General features: G+C 36.0%; 14 protein-coding genes. All 14 read left to right on the forward strand.

Features of this window, described 5'->3' with window-relative positions:
* The first annotated feature begins 74 nt into the window (after positions 1–74).
* On the forward strand, positions 75–863 hold the full coding sequence (locus ACQKOF_RS01415) for a DUF3388 domain-containing protein (RefSeq protein ID WP_427552951.1): 789 nt from the start codon (positions 75–77) through the stop codon (positions 861–863).
* A 15-nt stretch (positions 864–878) separates the two neighbouring features.
* On the forward strand, positions 879–1,802 hold the full coding sequence (locus ACQKOF_RS01420; RefSeq protein ID WP_427552953.1) for a helix-turn-helix domain-containing protein: 924 nt from the start codon (positions 879–881) through the stop codon (positions 1,800–1,802).
* A gap of 50 nt (positions 1,803–1,852) precedes the next feature.
* Positions 1,853–2,431, forward strand: a complete 579-nt coding sequence (pgsA, locus tag ACQKOF_RS01425) for a CDP-diacylglycerol--glycerol-3-phosphate 3-phosphatidyltransferase (RefSeq protein WP_427552955.1) — start codon at positions 1,853–1,855, stop codon at positions 2,429–2,431.
* 17 nt (positions 2,432–2,448) lie between these two features.
* The gene (locus ACQKOF_RS01430) at positions 2,449–3,708 is read left to right on the forward strand and encodes a competence/damage-inducible protein A (protein WP_427552957.1); all 1,260 of its coding nucleotides are present in this window, start codon (positions 2,449–2,451) and stop codon (positions 3,706–3,708) included.
* 159 nt (positions 3,709–3,867) lie between these two features.
* On the forward strand, positions 3,868–4,932 hold the full coding sequence (gene recA / locus ACQKOF_RS01435; RefSeq protein ID WP_386846775.1) for a recombinase RecA: 1,065 nt from the start codon (positions 3,868–3,870) through the stop codon (positions 4,930–4,932).
* Positions 4,933–5,616: 684 nt separating this feature from the next.
* On the forward strand, positions 5,617–7,176 hold the full coding sequence (gene rny / locus ACQKOF_RS01440; protein ID WP_427552959.1) for a ribonuclease Y: 1,560 nt from the start codon (positions 5,617–5,619) through the stop codon (positions 7,174–7,176).
* 279 nt (positions 7,177–7,455) lie between these two features.
* Positions 7,456–8,220 (forward strand): tyrosine-protein phosphatase, encoded by a 765-nt coding sequence (locus ACQKOF_RS01445; protein ID WP_427552961.1) that lies wholly within the window; start codon positions 7,456–7,458, stop codon positions 8,218–8,220.
* Positions 8,221–8,388: 168 nt separating this feature from the next.
* Positions 8,389–9,489 (forward strand): O-antigen ligase family protein, encoded by a 1,101-nt coding sequence (locus ACQKOF_RS01450; protein WP_427552963.1) that lies wholly within the window; start codon positions 8,389–8,391, stop codon positions 9,487–9,489.
* A 116-nt stretch (positions 9,490–9,605) separates the two neighbouring features.
* Positions 9,606–10,322: a YveK family protein gene (locus tag ACQKOF_RS01455; protein ID WP_427552965.1), complete on the forward strand. Its 717-nt coding sequence runs from the start codon at positions 9,606–9,608 to the stop codon at positions 10,320–10,322.
* An 8-nt stretch (positions 10,323–10,330) separates the two neighbouring features.
* A complete protein-coding gene (locus ACQKOF_RS01460) occupies positions 10,331–11,026 on the forward strand; it encodes a CpsD/CapB family tyrosine-protein kinase (protein WP_370042921.1) in 696 nt (231 codons plus the stop codon).
* Positions 11,027–11,035: 9 nt separating this feature from the next.
* Positions 11,036–12,115: a glycosyltransferase gene (locus ACQKOF_RS01465; protein ID WP_427552967.1), complete on the forward strand. Its 1,080-nt coding sequence runs from the start codon at positions 11,036–11,038 to the stop codon at positions 12,113–12,115.
* Between the two features lie 147 nt (positions 12,116–12,262).
* Positions 12,263–13,417, forward strand: coding sequence for a glycosyltransferase (locus ACQKOF_RS01470; protein ID WP_427552969.1), 1,155 nt, complete (start codon positions 12,263–12,265; stop codon positions 13,415–13,417).
* A gap of 15 nt (positions 13,418–13,432) precedes the next feature.
* Positions 13,433–14,971 (forward strand): oligosaccharide flippase family protein, encoded by a 1,539-nt coding sequence (locus tag ACQKOF_RS01475; RefSeq protein WP_427552971.1) that lies wholly within the window; start codon positions 13,433–13,435, stop codon positions 14,969–14,971.
* A gap of 120 nt (positions 14,972–15,091) precedes the next feature.
* Entirely contained in the window at positions 15,092–16,117 is a 1,026-nt protein-coding gene (locus ACQKOF_RS01480; protein WP_427552974.1) for a glycosyltransferase family 2 protein, read from the forward strand.
* Positions 16,118–16,177: the final 60 nt, after the last annotated feature.

Raw genomic sequence — 16,177 nt, forward strand, 5'->3', positions numbered from 1 at the left:
TACATAAAAAATCAGCTATGATGGAACTTATAAAGGATTTTTTACGTTAACTAATAGGAAGGGAACGAGTGTGTTTGAGCGATTGGTACTTTGAATATGAAATTCAGGTGAATCGCCCTGGATTATTAGGAGATATTGCTTCACTTTTAGGGATGCTTCGGGTCAATATTATTTCAATAAATGGTGTCGATGAGGATCGACGTGGTATGTTAGTGCATACAGACAACGATGAGACAATTGAGCGTTTTCGTACAATTGTTTCGACAATGGAACATATTAACGTGACCAAATTTCGACAACCTAAACTCCGTGATCGTTTAGCTATTAGGCACGGTCATTATATTCCTCGAGATGCAGATGAAAAAAACACCTTCCGCTTCGTACGAGATGAACTTGGTATTTTAGTTGACTTTATGGCTGAACTCTTTAAAAAAGAAGGTCATAAGCTCATTGGGATACGTGGAATGCCTCGTGTTGGAAAAACAGAATCGATCGTGGCGGCTAGTGTATGTGCCAATAAAAAATGGATTTTTTTATCATCTACAATGATTAAGCAGACTGTTCGCAATAAGCTCGCTGGTGATGAATTCAGTGACAATAATATTTTTATATTAGATGGCATTGTGACACGTCGTTCATCGGATGAGCGGCATTTACAACTAGTGCGTGAAATGATGAGTATGCCTTCCATTAAGGTCGTCGAGCATCCAGACATGTTTGTTCAGCATTCAGAATATAAGATAGAGGATTTTGATTATATTATTGAATTACGTCATCATCCAGATGAAGAAATTACGTATGAAGTAATAGAAAAAAATCATATGATGTCCGAATCCAATACATTTGGAGGATTTAATTTTTAAATTGAGTTAAAGTAGGTGTTATTAGTGGCAGAATTAGGGACTCGACTGAAAGAGGCGAGACTGTCTAAAGGCTACAGTTTAGACGATTTACAAGAAATAACGAAAATTCAAAAACGTTATTTAATAGGTATTGAAGAGGGCAATTATTCGATTATGCCTGGTTCGTTTTATGTACGAGCTTTTATTAAACAATATGCTGACGCTGTCGGTTTGAACGCAGAGGAACTTTTAGAAACGTATAAAAGCGAGCTACCAGGTACTCCAAACAATCAAGTAAGTCAATTGACGACTAGCCCAAGTAGAAGAAAAGTATCAAAGGGTCCTTCTACTAAAATGATGGAGGCAATGCCTAAAATAATCGTTGGTTTATTTATCATTGTCATCATTGTAGTAATTTGGGTGCTTATGCAATCTAGAAATAGTGCAGGACCAAATGTTATGGACGATTCAGCTTCATCAGAAATAGAATATGATACAAAAGCAAAACCAATAGATACAGAAAAAGATAAAGAAAAAGAAAATAAAAAGGCTCAAACAGATGACAAACAAGAGTCAACAGATTCAAAAGATTCAGAAAAGGAAACACCTGACGAAAAACAAACTGAAGATGTTAAGCAATCGATTTCAGCAGGGACTACTGAAGCGGATGGTGCTACAACTTCATATACGTTAACAGGTGCTAATACATTAAAAATACGTATTGAAGTATCTGGTCCTACATTTATCGGTATTCGTAACCAACAGCAACAAGAATTACTAACAGATACTCGTGTATATAATGCTGGAGAAGTAGTAGAATTCGACGCAACATCTCAAAATTACGCTCGTATCCGCTTAGGTAATTCAACGCAAGCTAAAGTATACATTAATGACGAGCTTTTAACGTATGCACAGCAAATTGTAACGCAAAACATCGTCATCAATTTCAATAAAGAATAGTAGTCATCTAGTGATGACTACTTTCTTTCATCATGAAAGGTGTTAGAAAAATGAACATTCCAAATAAAATTACCATCTCTCGAATTTTACTTATTCCGTTCTTTGTCATTGTTATGATGTTTGATTTTGGCTGGGGAACAATGTCACTATTTGGTGCGGAGATGCCTGTTCATCATTTTGTAGGTGCACTCATTTTTATTATTGCTTCAGCGACTGATTGGGTGGATGGTTTTTATGCACGTAAATATAATCTTGTGACAACATTTGGGAAATTCTTAGACCCACTTGCTGACAAATTGCTAGTTTCAGCAGCTTTTATTTTAATGGTAGAGCTTAAAATGGCGCCTGCATGGATAATAATTATTATTATTAGCCGTGAGTTTGCAGTAACTGGCCTTCGTTTGATATTGGCAGGTGAAGGAGAAGTTGTTGCAGCGAACCAGCTTGGTAAAATTAAAACGTGGGCTCAAATTATGGCCATCGGAGCAGCACTTTTACACAATACAATCTTTACACTTATTGGTATTCCATTTGATACAATTATGCTATATATCGCATTGTTCTTTACACTGTGGTCTGGATGGGATTATTTCTATCTAAATCGACGTGTCTTACTTGAGTCTAAATAAGAGAGGTCTTGAGGATCATGAATGCTGAAATTCTTGCAGTTGGCTCAGAGTTATTGCTTGGTCAAATTTCGAACACAAATGCAAGATTTATTTCTAGTCAGTTGTCCGAGTTAGGGATAAATGTGTATTATCACACTGTTGTTGGAGATAATGCAAAACGTTTAGAAGAGGCTATTTCCATTGCGGAGACTCGTGCTGATTTAATCATTTTCTCTGGTGGGCTTGGTCCTACAAAGGATGATTTAACAAAGGAAACGATTGCTCGCCATCTTGACGTCCCTCTCGAATTTGATGATATCGCACTGGCAAATATTGAACGATTTTTTGCAAAACGAGGACGTCCAATGACGGATAATAATCGTAAGCAGGCTTTAATATTAGCAGGTAGTGAGGTGCTTGTAAACCATCACGGTATGGCACCTGGCATGATATTAACAAAGGATGAGCGTACGTATATATTGCTTCCAGGGCCACCTAAAGAGCTTGAGCCAATGTTCCAGTTTGAAGCAAAGCCAAAGCTCGGTGCGATGTTAAATGCCGGTGGGGTAATTGCATCGCATGTTATGCGTTTTTATGGAATTGGAGAGGCGGAACTTGAAGTACGTGTCCAAGATATTTTAGATTCGCAAACAAACCCAACTGTTGCTCCACTTGCTTCTGACGGTGAGGTTACATTGCGTGTAACTGCCAAAGCAGAAACGGAGCAAGAAGCGCAGCAGCTTATTACAGCAAAGGTAGCAGAGATTCAAGCACTTGTTGGGGACTATCAATACGGTATAGATGATGATTCTCTTGCCTCTAAAACAGTAGAGATGTTACTAGATAATAAGTTAACAATTTCTGCAGCAGAAAGTTTAACAGCGGGATTATTTCAGTCAGAGCTTGCTGAAATACCAGGTGTAGGGGATGCCCTTGTTGGTGGCGTTGTTACGTATACAGAAGAGGCTAAGATTAAGCAACTTGGTATTTCGAAAGAATTATTAACTACACATGGGATTGTAAGCAGTGAATGTGCAGAGGCTATGGCTAGTGCTGTACGTGAAAAGTTTGATACGGATATTGGTATTGGATTAACAGGCGCGGCAGGTCCTACAGCCCATGATCATCAACCAGTAGGGACGGTTTGGATTGGTATTGCAATTGGCGATGAAGAACCGATAACGTATTTACTTCATTTATCGGGTATGCGTAATACAAATCGATTGCGCGCGGCGAAATTTACTTGTCATTATTTAATGCAGCTTTTGGAAGAACGAGGCTTTAAAAAACGTTATTAAATATAGTTAGAAATAGAAATTTGGGTAATGGAAAGTTACCCAAATTTTTATTTTGAAGAAAAACGAATAAATGTTCGCTTTTTTCTTGCGTCTTCTCTTAAAAACAAGTATAGTAGAGATAGAGAAAAACAGTGAACAGTTTTCGAAGGAGGAAAATGAATGAGTGATCGTAAAGCTGCCTTAGAACAGGCGTTAAAACAAATTGAAAAGAATTTTGGCAAAGGTTCTATCATGAAACTTGGCGAAAAAACCGATTTAGAAATCGCTACATCTTCAAGTGGTTCGTTAGCACTTGATGCTGCATTAGGTGTGGGTGGTTATCCACGTGGACGTATTATTGAAGTATACGGCCCTGAATCATCAGGTAAAACAACGGTTGCTCTTCATGCCATTGCAGAGGTGCAGGCAAATGGTGGACAAGCAGCGTTTATCGATGCTGAGCATGCACTAGATCCAATTTACGCACAAAAATTGGGCGTCGATATTGATGAGCTTTTATTATCTCAACCAGATACAGGAGAACAGGCGCTTGAAATCGCAGAAGCATTAGTACGTAGTGGTGCTATCGATATCATCGTTATTGACTCAGTAGCAGCATTAGTTCCGAAAGCGGAAATCGAGGGAGATATGGGTGATTCGCATGTTGGTTTACAAGCGCGTTTAATGTCTCAGGCCTTACGTAAGCTTTCAGGTGCTATCAATAAATCAAAAACGATTGCTATTTTCATTAACCAAATACGTGAAAAAATTGGTGTTATGTTCGGAAACCCAGAAACAACACCTGGTGGACGTGCACTTAAATTCTATAGCTCCGTTCGCTTAGAAGTACGTCGTGCAGAAGCTATTAAACAAGGCAATGACATTATGGGTAACCGTACAAAAATTAAAATTGTGAAAAACAAAGTAGCACCACCATTCCGTACAGCTGAAGTTGATATTATGTACGGTGAAGGAATTTCAAAAGAGGGCGAAACAGTCGATTTAGGTGTTGAACTAGACATCGTTCAAAAAAGTGGCTCTTGGTATGCTTACGGTGATGAGCGCCTAGGTCAAGGTCGTGAAAATGCTAAACAATATTTAAAAGAAAATCCAGCAGTACTTGACGACATCGCAAATAAAATCCGTGCTTCTTACGGTATTGCATCTTCATCTTACACAATTGCTGCGCATGATGAAGAGGAAGATATGGATGAGGAATTAAAGCTTCTTCTTGAAGATAAATAATATAAATGCATTGTTCCCACTCTTTATAGTGAGAGCAATGCATTTTTTTGTTTACACATACTGGGGAATATGGGTTTATAATATTTGTTAGGATAGCCATATATTTAATAGCAAAGGAAAATGTCCCTATCATTTCACCAAAAGTAACTAGTCTTAAAAATACTTCCTAAGTACTGCTTCTACCTATTAATTTTATAAGTTAAAATAAGTGTTAGTGTAAAAGTATTAGGTAATTAATTCTCTTAATGGATATCACTGACTTTTTTTCTTGGAAGGGCGAACATGTGCCCGACTATCCTTGACAGAGCTTGAGGCTAGCTATACAATTAAATATGTATAATTTCTGAATTATGACTTTAAATAGGCAGTACATTCTGTCTTCATTTAATAGGCCTTTAAAGACCTATTAAATGAAGATTGGGCCCTGGCAGATGTCATGGATTTTGAATGAACTGAATATAAGAATGTAGGCCTGAAATCTTCGTATCCAGCGAAAATGGCTAACTAATCTGCAATGGTAAAAACGCCACGTCCTGTGACTTTACCGAATGACCGACATCGTATCGGCCCTCGTGCAGACCTGAACACAATTCAAAATCCGGGACGCAATTATTATGCCAAGGCGAAATTGATGTATGCGCCTACTGAAACTGTAATACCCAAATAGCAAGAGGAGGTGTTCATATGGATGGAATTACTATCATCTCCGCTTTGCTTGGACTCATCGTTGGTGCCGCTGTTAGCTATATCTACATGAAAAAAGTGAATGACTCAAAAATCACTGGTGCTAAACATGTCGCTGAAACAATCGTTGAAGAAGGAAAACGAGAAGCGGAGGCATTGAAGAAAGAAGCACTACTTGAAGCCAAAGATGAAACTCACAAATTTCGTACTGAAGCAGAAAATGACATTCGTGAACGTCGTTCGGAACTTCAGAAACAAGAGAACCGTTTATTGCAAAGAGAAGAGAATCTTGATCGCAAAGATGATGCTCTAAATAAGAGAGAAGCAAGCTTAGAGCGTAAAGAACAAGCTCTTAGCGAAAAACAACAGCATATTGAACAGATGGAAAGCAAAGTGGACGAGCTTGTTGCCACACAAAAAACGGAGCTAGAACGAATTTCTGCTTTAACTAGAGATGAAGCAAAAGCTATTATTTTAGGAGAAGTAGAAAAAGAGCTAGCAACTGATATTGCTGTGATGACTAAGGAAGCTGAAACACGTGCGAAGGAAGAATCAGATAAAAAAGCACGTGAAATTTTATCACTGGCACTGCAGCGTTTTGCAGCAGACCATGTTGCTGAAACAACAGTATCTGTCGTGAACTTGCCAAATGATGAAATGAAAGGTCGTATTATTGGTCGTGAAGGTCGTAACATTCGAACTTTGGAAACGTTAACAGGTATAGATTTAATTATTGATGATACTCCAGAGGCGGTTATTTTATCAGGCTTTGATCCAATTCGTCGTGAAACGGCTCGACTTGCACTTGAAAAACTTGTACAGGATGGCCGCATTCACCCTGCTCGAATTGAGGAAATGGTGGAAAAATCTCGTCGTGAGGTGGATGAACAAATCCGCGAAACCGGTGAGCAAACAACATTTGAAATTGGCATTCATAACTTACATCCAGATTTAATGAAGATATTAGGCCGCATGAAATATCGTACAAGCTATGGACAAAACGTCCTAAAACATTCAGTTGAGGTCGCATACTTAGCAGGCTTACTTGCTGCTGAACTTGGTGAAGATGTAGCATTAGCTCGCCGTGCAGGCTTATTACATGATATTGGTAAGGCTATCGACCATGAAGTTGAAGGTAGCCACGTCGAAATCGGTGTGGAATTAGCAACAAAATACAAAGAACATCCGGTCGTTATCAACAGTATTGCTTCTCACCATGGCGATACAGAAGCAACATCTGTTATTGCCGTATTAGTAGCTGCAGCTGATGCGTTATCAGCAGCTCGTCCAGGTGCTCGAAGTGAGACGCTTGAAAACTATATCCGTAGACTTGAAAAGTTAGAGGAAATTTCCGAAAGTTATGATGGTGTAGAAAAATCCTTTGCGATTCAAGCTGGTCGTGAAATTCGTATTATTGTACAACCTGAAAAAATTGATGACTTGGCTTCACATCGCTTAGCGAGAGATATCCGTAAGCGAATTGAAGAAGAACTTGATTATCCAGGCCATATTAAAGTAACGGTTATTCGTGAAACACGTGCAGTGGAGTATGCGAAATAATGTTGAATGTTAGAGGTTTCTCTAGATGAAAATCTAGGGAAACCTCTTTTTTATTATTTTTATCATAGAAAAGAACGAAGAGGCGGAGTGAAGGATAGAAATTGAAGCGACGGAAAGAAAGGTCAGAGAGACGGAAAGAAAAGCCAAAGCGACAGATGAATAGCCCCAAAGCGCCAATTGAACGTTAACATTTGATGCATAACTAGAAAAAGGAACTATGCTAGTCATGTTTAACAACTACCTTTCATAAAAAAGAAGAAAAAGGAAGTTGTGATATAGATGATTGATATACATGCGCATTTATTATTCGGCGTTGATGATGGGCCAAAAAATGAAGCGGAATCATTGAAGATGCTACAGCAAACATCAAGTGAAGGAATAACAGAAATAATTTGTACGTCTCATGCAATGCATCCACAATACCATGTTAACTATTCGGTTGTAGAGGAGCAAACAACATATTTACAGCAATTGTTAGAGGAACATCAGATACCAATCAAACTTCATACAGGGCATGAAGTGCGTTTGCATGAAGATCTTCATACATTGATTAAACAAAAGCAACTCCATACATTGGCAAATTCTAACTACATCCTTTTGGAATTATCCTCTAGTACGATCCCTGCGTATACAAGAAAAATGATTATACTGTTGAAGGCAGCGGGATATACTCCCATTCTTGCGCATCCTGAACGAAATTATGCCATTAGAGAAAAACCAACGCGACTTGAAATATTGATTCAAGAAGGCGCGTTAACACAAATAACGGCGGGAAGTTTAATAGGTTTCTATGGAAAAGAGGTACAGCGTTTCTCGTTAGCATTAGTGCGAGCAAATTATATTCATACATTTGGATCCGACGTGCATAATGTAACATCGAGACCATTTTTCTATAAGGCAGCTTTAAATTACCTTGAAAAACAAAAGGAGCTAGATGCTGTCGATCAACTCTTAAAGAATAATGAACTTGTCATTGCAAACAAGCAGATACTTCCGCTTGAATTAGACAAAATCTACAGTAAGAAATGGTGGAGAATTTTTTAACTTCTTTCAGCAAATGTTTTGTGTAGCGAAAGCGAAGCGTCAGCGAGCACAAAGGCGAATCCGGACGCAATTATGCCGAGGTATAAATGGATCATTATTATAATTAGAATTGAGCGTGATTTTCAGATGAAATTATGTTCCACGCTACTGTTTAGCGCCCTTATATTTATGAGCTTAATGCAACCCGTTGAAGGGATTTATCATAAATTAACATTGTTGATTTGCCTAGTTATTATCTTTTTATCCTTTCTAATGCATAAAAAAATTATCATCCAAAATGTACAGGCCAGCTTGTTTTTTAGTTTATATATTTTTTTCTGTGTCATTTCCGCAGGGGTCAATCAAGATATAGAGCTATTAAAAAATAGCCTACAGTTATTTTGTATTTTTTTTACTGTAGCGATTTTTTTTAATGATATTGTGAAAAGGCATGTTAAAGAAATTGTCCTTAATGGTGTTTTATTAGCGTATATTCCATTTCTTATTTTATGCTTTCAAAAAAATCATTTTATGTACGGTGCCTTTGCAGGGGTATTTGAAAATCCAAACACATTGGGCGTTTCCATGATAGGTTTGACAGTTGTGGTGCTAATGAAGCTTTATGAAATAATAATTGCAATGTTGGAGGGGTACCAACAGTTGAAATTAACAATTCAATTAGGGTGCTATACAATCTTTTATTTATTTGCCTTGTACGTCATTATGCTGTCGAATGCGCGTACATCACTATTAACGGTTGCTATTTTGACAACAGTGATGATTGTTTTATTAGTAAAAAGAACGAAAAAAAGATTTTTGCCCTTACTAAAATTTTCATTATTATTAATAGTAGCTTGTTTATTACTAATTATAGCTATCCATGAAGTTGAAATGATGCAGAAGGCGTTTCAAAGTATTCTTTTGAAAATGGAGAAAAAATCTACAAATATTACAGATGGTCGTCTTGATATTTGGAAATATGTATTTGAGCATTTTAGTTTTTGGGGACATGGTACTGAATCACTATGGGTAATAGGAGTTTCTCATGCTCACAATACATTTGTGAATATATTACAGGAGGCGGGCTTACTACCACTCGTATGTTATGCTATCTTTCTTATATCGATTGCGAGAGGTCATAGTCAGATGGATAAACAGCTAGTGGTATTTACAGTTTTCGTCATTGTCGCTGCACTGGGAGTATCTACATTTGAAATACTCTATTTTAATGTGCTTCATATACTTGTCTTTGTAGTAAGTGGATTTGGCAGAAATAAAAACATGACGTAGTTGGTCAAAAAAGCCTATTCAGTCGCAATATATTTTTATCGAATAACTGTAAGGTTTGCTTAATATACTTCATTAATACTGCAATTATCTACATTTGTAGGAGGGAATCTATTTTTGTGAATGAAGAAATTACAGTTCAAAGTATAATAAAAGCATTGCAAAAACGCTGGTTCTTTATCCTAGTGCTTACAATGTTGTCGATTGGTATAGCCGCTGTGTTAAGCTTTTTTATTTTTACACCTATATATGAAGCGGAGACACAAATAATAGTGAATCAAAAAAGCTATGATAATCAGCAACTAGTAGGGGCACAAAATGTTGATACAGATCTTCGGCTAATCAATACGTACAATGTCATTATTAAAAGCCCTGCTATTTTATCGAAGGTGATTGATAAGTTATCGCTAACGACTACACCTGAACGATTAATGAATCAAATAGATGTCTCTAGTGCGAGTAATTCTCAAGTAGTGAATATTCGTGTACAAGATGAGAAAGATTCTAAGGCTGTAGAAATTGCCAATACAGTCGCAGAAGTTTTTAAAGAAGAAATCCCTGTGCTTATGCATGTGGACAATATCAATATCTTGTCTATTGCAAAAGCTAGTGAACATCCAGCACCTGTTAAGCCAAACAAAATTTTAAATCTACTGATTGGAGCTATGTGTGGTTTCGCTCTAGCCCTACTGTTTGCTTATATGATGGAAGCATTTGATAAAACAATTAAAAGCGAACGTGATATCGAAGAAATTTTATCACTACCAGTCATCGGGGTGGTCAGTAATCTAGAAGCGCATGTGAAAAAAAAGTCTAAGGCTAGGGGGAACCCATAATGTTTTCGATGCGAAGAAAAAAGAAGAACAAGTCACTGATGGCACGCAAGCTAGTTACTGTTTCAGACGTTAAATCAATTCCATCTGAGCAGTTTCGAACAATTCGCACAAATATTAAATTTGCACAGCCAAATCAAGATGTGAAAACGATTTTAGTGACCTCCTCTATTCCTGGTGAAGGAAAATCCACAAATGCAGCGAATATCGGTGTAGTTTTTTCGCAAGATGAGAAGAAGGTATTAATCGTAGATGCCGATATGCGTAAGCCCACTCTTCATCATACATTTCATCTCGCAAATAGTGGTGGCCTATCCTCTATACTATCTAGGCAAGAAAAATTTATAGATGTTATTCAAGAAACATTTGTAGAAGGAGTAGACATCGTTTCAAGTGGACCCATTCCGCCCAATCCAACAGAGCTGCTAGCGTCTGAAACAATGATATCTTTTATGGAGATGGCGAAGGAAAAATACGATATCGTAATTTTCGATGCTCCGCCTTTATTATTTGTATCGGATGCACAAATTTTATCTAATAAATGTGATGGTACGATACTAATTGTCAATTCAGGCACTGTTGGGAAAGCCGCGGTGCTAAAATCAAAGTCCATATTAATGACTTCTCAAGCCAATATTTTAGGGATTGTGTTAAATAATTTTAAAATGAAATGGGATAAGTACTATCAATACTATGGAGTGGAGTAATAAAAATCTATGAAGAAGATTTTGCATATTATTCCGACTACAGACTTTGGCGGGGTTACAACGATGATATTAGACATTTGGGCTAATACAAATAAGTCATTGTACCAATTTGATTTTGTAGTGTTTAACAAAGGAAGATACCATGACTATTTTATGGAGCATGGTTCCCAATTGTTTTATCAAAAATATATTACGAAGCAAGGTCCTCTTGCCTATGTGATGAAAATATACAAAATAATTAAAGAAAATGGATATGATGCAGTGCATGATCATACGGGTTATCGAGCTGTTTTCACATTGCTAGCAGCACGTTTGGCTGGCATTAAATGTAGAGTGTTACACAGTCATACAAATGTTGCTGAAGAATGGAGTAATAAATATTTTTTGTCCTTTCTAAAAAAAATAAGTGTTATGAATGCGACAAAGCTCGTTGCATGTAGTACAAATGCAGGGAAGTTCTGCTTCGGAGAAAAATCCTTTGACCTATTATTTAATCCAATGGATATCTACAAAATAAAATATCTTTCACAAGCTGAAAAGGAATTATTAAAAAAAGAACTAGGCATTAGTGATGATGATTTAGTTTTAGGACATATTGGACGTTTTGTCCCAGTGAAGAATCAACAGTTTTTACTGAAACTTGCTACAAGATTAAAGCAAAAACATATTAAATTTAAGTTGTTGCTTATTGGAGAGGGGCCATTAGAGGAAGAAATTCGTATGTTGGTCGAACGTAATCATTTACAGGAATCCGTAAAACTATTAGGCCAACGTGCTGATATTTTCAAACTTCTTCAGCTGTTCGATAAATTTATTTTACCATCTAAATATGAAGGATTTGGAATCGTCCTATTAGAGGCACAGGTATGTGGGACCCCATCACTTGTTTCTACAACTGTACCTAGAGAAGTCGATCTTAATGTAGGCTTAATTCAGTATTTAGATATAAATGGGGATATTGAAGATTGGCTACAAGAAATCATTAAAAAGAATGAGCCGATTGAACTGCATAGCATTATAGATGGAGTCGAAAACAAAGGATTGAATGCAGAAGATATTGCCAAAAAAATGTGTTCTTACTACATTTAACACTTAGCTATGAATATGCAATCAATCTAAGCCTCAGTTCGAAAGATATGCGCTTAGAATCCGCTCGCGCTCGAGTAAAGGCGTTAACTAATTAAGTAAGCTAACAATCCAAATGTAGAGTCTCAATAGCTCGGACAATCTAAGCCCATGATAAAAAAGGATGATCATATACAAAAAAAGATTAAAATTACCCATATCATAACCGCCATTGGTTTTGGAGGAGCGGAAACTATGCTCTATCGATTATTACAATCCATCGACAGGGATTTGTATGAGGTAGATGTTATTTGTTTGACGGAGATGGATGTGTATGGCGAGTTAATTCAACAGCAATTAAATTTGAATGTTTATATTTGTAATATGAAATCTAATTTCCTCCGTTCATTTCTAACGTGTTTGAAAGTATGTAAAAATAGCGACATTATCCAAACGTGGATGTACCATTCAAACTTATTAGGTTATCTGATTTCAAAGGTTTGGAGAAAAAAGCTAATTTGGGGAATTCACCATAGCAATTTGGATAAAAAGGACAATAAATGGACAACTATTTTTATTGCAAAGCTTTGCGCGAGATTATCTAAAAAGGTAGATATGATTATTTCCTGTGGTCCAAAAGTAAAAGAGATTCATGAAGCAATCGGCTATGCTAGTCATCAACATAAGGTCATCGTCAATGGCATTAATACGGATTTATTTAAGCCACGTGTCAAAAGACAATATTATTTAGAGCTTTTTGATGTAGATAATCGACATATTTTATTGCATATTGGTAGATGGGATCCATTAAAGGATTATAAAAATTTAATTGCTAGCTTAAAGTTGTTAAATCTTGAAAGACAAGATTTTTATATGTTTCTAGTAGGGCTTGAAATAGATGCGAATAATAGTGTGTTACTTCAAATGATCAAGGATGCCCATTTAGAGGATGTCATTTTTTTATTAGGTAGTAGAGATGATATATCACAGTTAATGTCGGCAGCCGATCTGTTTGTCTTATCCTCTTCAGGTGAGGGGTTACCAAATGTATTAGTGGAGGCATTAGCGAGTGGAACGTGCTGTATCACGACAGATGTTGGAGATTGCAAATATTTAGTAGGAGAGTTCGGTGAGACTGTTACTGCAAAAGATGCTTATGCGTTATCTCAAGCTATCAATAAAGCATTAAATTATAGTTCGAAGCAATATGCTGAAAAGGCAAAGCTTGGTAGAGAACGTATATTAGCTAATTTCAATATTAAACAGGTAATAGAACAATATCAATCTATATATCCAATGGTGTTGCCAAAAAGCTATTCAAAATAAGGAAAAGGTGTGTTTATGAAAGAAATTAAAATTGCAGCAGTTCTTTCATATATATCAATTGGTTGTACGATTATTTCTTCCATAGTGTTTACGCCAATCATCATCTCGATGCTTGGGCAAGAAGAATACGGTCTATATTCACTAATGATTGTGCTTGTTGGTTACCTTTCCATTTTAGATTTAGGGTTAGGCAACGCCATTGTGCGCTATATTTCTAGAAACAGAGCGGCGAATGATAAAATATTAGAAGCGTCGTTAAATGGTTTTTTTCTAAAATTATTTATAGGCATTGGTATTATGACATTACTCGCTGGGTTCCTTCTATTTTCACAAGTGGACGTAATTTTTGGAAAAAGCTTGACTGTAGAACAGCTCGATAAAGCCAAGTTAATGGGCTATGTCATGACGATAAGCTTGGCGGCGCAATTTCCACTTAGTGTGTTTTCCTCCATATTACAAGCCTATGAAAAATTCATTTTTATTAAATTAACAGCATTAATGCAGGTCATCATACAGCCTCTAACGATGTTGTTTTTTCTTTTACAGGGCACAAATGCTGTTACATTAATCTATATTGTAGCGATCTACAATGCGTTATTTTTACTAATTGATGCGCTATTTTGTCTAAAAGTATTAGATATTAAATTTACGTTTACATTGAATAATCGAGCTTTTATAAAGGAAATCTTCGTCTATGCCATTTTTATTTTTATTACAGTTATTGTCGACAAAATTTATTGGCAAACGGATCAAGTTCTTTTAGGAATAATAAAAGGAACTGAGGATGTAGCAATTTATGCAGTTGCTATACAAATTGTCTTAATTTTTATGTCGCTGGCCTTGGCGATTAGCGGCTTGTTTTTGCCTCGAATTTCGATTTTAGTAACACAAGATGATGGGTTATTGCACATTAATAAACTATTTATAAAAGTAGGATCTATACAATTTTTAGTAGTTGGCTATATATTAGGGGGCTTTTTTCTTTTTGGGAAAGAATTTTTATCATTATGGTTAGGCAAAGAATTTATAGCCGTTTATTATATTGTGTTAATTATCATGATGCCTTTTATAATAGATCTCATTCAAAATCTAGGATTAAGTGTGTTAAAGGCTAAAAATTTGTTTAAATTTAGAACGATATTATTAATATGTGTAGCGGTCGGAAATATTTTTATTTCAATTCCTGCGATTTATTATTATGGGAAAATCGGTACAGCCTATGTCACAGCGTGTTCCTTATTTATTGGAAATGTAGTGATTATGAATATTTATTATTATAAGAAAGTAAAATTAGATGTTTACGGATTTTGGAAGGCAATAGGAAGATTAGCAATTGCCTTTGGGCTCGCTATTACTTGCATAAAGCTTTTATGGCTGGTGACAAATCCAGCAACTACTTGGTTTTCAATCGTTCTCTATATTTTTTACTATAGTGTAATTGTTGGCGTTAGCCTGCTATTTGTAGGGTTGAAAAAAGAAGAGAGAAAAAGATGGCTGGAGCAGCTAAAAGCCATTTTTTTAACTTATTTCAGCAGATGTCGAAACATCCTTTGAAATAGAGGAGCTCAGTCTAAGAACGACGCCACGTCCTGTGGCAATTTATCTGTGCGAAAGCAAAGCGACAGCTACAATTCTGCCGAGGCATAATTGATAAAATAGGGGAGGCGCGAAATTTTGGAATCCAAAATCTTAGTGAGTGTCATCCTACCTGTTTATAATGCAGAAAAATATTTAGAGAAATGTTTAGCTAGCATATGTCAGCAAACGTTAAAAAACATAGAAATTATTGCTATTAATGATGGTAGTAGTGATCAATCATTGATGATCTTACGTAAATTTGCAAAAGAAGATGCACGAATCACTATTTTTGACATACCAAATGGAGGCGTAAGTAAAGCAAGAAATTTAGGCATTGAGCATGCGAATGGTCAATATGTTACTTTTGTTGATGCGGATGATTGGATTGAAGTAACAATGCTCCAAGAATTGTATCTCGCTTGTAGACTAACAGGATCAACTATTGCGAAGTGTGATTTATTTTGGCGGGAGACGACTGGTAGTAGGCAATTGAGTTACCCTTCACAAGCTTGTTGTACGTTTAGTGCAGTAGATTGTTTAAATCAGTTATTTACTGAAATAGGAGAAAGACATTTTGGCTTTGTTAGCTGTAAATTATATTTAAAATCTTTTCTAGATAAACATGCTCTACGCTTTGATGAAGATATGAGTTTTGCAGAAGATACAGTTTTTATTACGAGAGCCGTCATAAGGAATCAAGCCATTTGCTATGTTCCTAAGCAGTTATATTACTATAATGTTGAAAACCAAAACTCATTAACGAGAGGCACAATCGTTAATTTACGTCAGAAGTATGATGTATTATATGAAAAGCTAAAAAAGGAGCTAGAAATTGGCAATATATATAATGAAGTAAAAAATAGCTTTTTAAATTATCAGTTTGAAGGTTTACTTGTGATCTTGCATCATATACAGACAAACACAGTCAGACAAGATATTAAAGTAGGGATACAATCATTTCTAAAAAAATATCCAGATCTACTAAAGGTCAAACTTATTAATAGAAATGTAAAGCAATTATTGTTTTTTAGGCTCATAAAGATGAATTGGCTCAATCTTTCCTCAACACTTATTTACGCCAATTTGAAAAAGAATAAAATAATTAAAGGGAATGCCAAATAATTAGTGTTTTATATTTTTTTTGCTTAATGTTCTTACTGAGGTTACAATTAATGATGATAT

The organism is Lysinibacillus sp. NPDC093190 (genome assembly GCF_050280425.1).
Classification (GTDB): domain Bacteria; phylum Bacillota; class Bacilli; order Bacillales_A; family Planococcaceae; genus Lysinibacillus.

Excerpts from the sequence above, each read along its gene's own strand:
- ACQKOF_RS01470 (WP_427552969.1), top strand. The coding sequence starts at position 12,263 with ATGATAAAAAAGGATGATCATATACAAAAAAAGATTAAAATTACCCAT.
- ACQKOF_RS01450 (WP_427552963.1), top strand. The coding sequence starts at position 8,389 with ATGAGCTTAATGCAACCCGTTGAAGGGATTTATCATAAATTAACATTG.
- pgsA (WP_427552955.1), top strand. The coding sequence starts at position 1,853 with ATGAACATTCCAAATAAAATTACCATCTCTCGAATTTTACTTATTCCG.
- ACQKOF_RS01465 (WP_427552967.1), top strand. The coding sequence starts at position 11,036 with ATGAAGAAGATTTTGCATATTATTCCGACTACAGACTTTGGCGGGGTT.
- ACQKOF_RS01460 (WP_370042921.1), top strand. The coding sequence starts at position 10,331 with ATGCGAAGAAAAAAGAAGAACAAGTCACTGATGGCACGCAAGCTAGTT.
- ACQKOF_RS01445 (WP_427552961.1), top strand. The coding sequence starts at position 7,456 with ATGATTGATATACATGCGCATTTATTATTCGGCGTTGATGATGGGCCA.
- ACQKOF_RS01430 (WP_427552957.1), top strand. The coding sequence starts at position 2,449 with ATGAATGCTGAAATTCTTGCAGTTGGCTCAGAGTTATTGCTTGGTCAA.
- recA (WP_386846775.1), top strand. The coding sequence starts at position 3,868 with ATGAGTGATCGTAAAGCTGCCTTAGAACAGGCGTTAAAACAAATTGAA.
- ACQKOF_RS01475 (WP_427552971.1), top strand. The coding sequence starts at position 13,433 with ATGAAAGAAATTAAAATTGCAGCAGTTCTTTCATATATATCAATTGGT.
- rny (WP_427552959.1), top strand. The coding sequence starts at position 5,617 with ATGGATGGAATTACTATCATCTCCGCTTTGCTTGGACTCATCGTTGGT.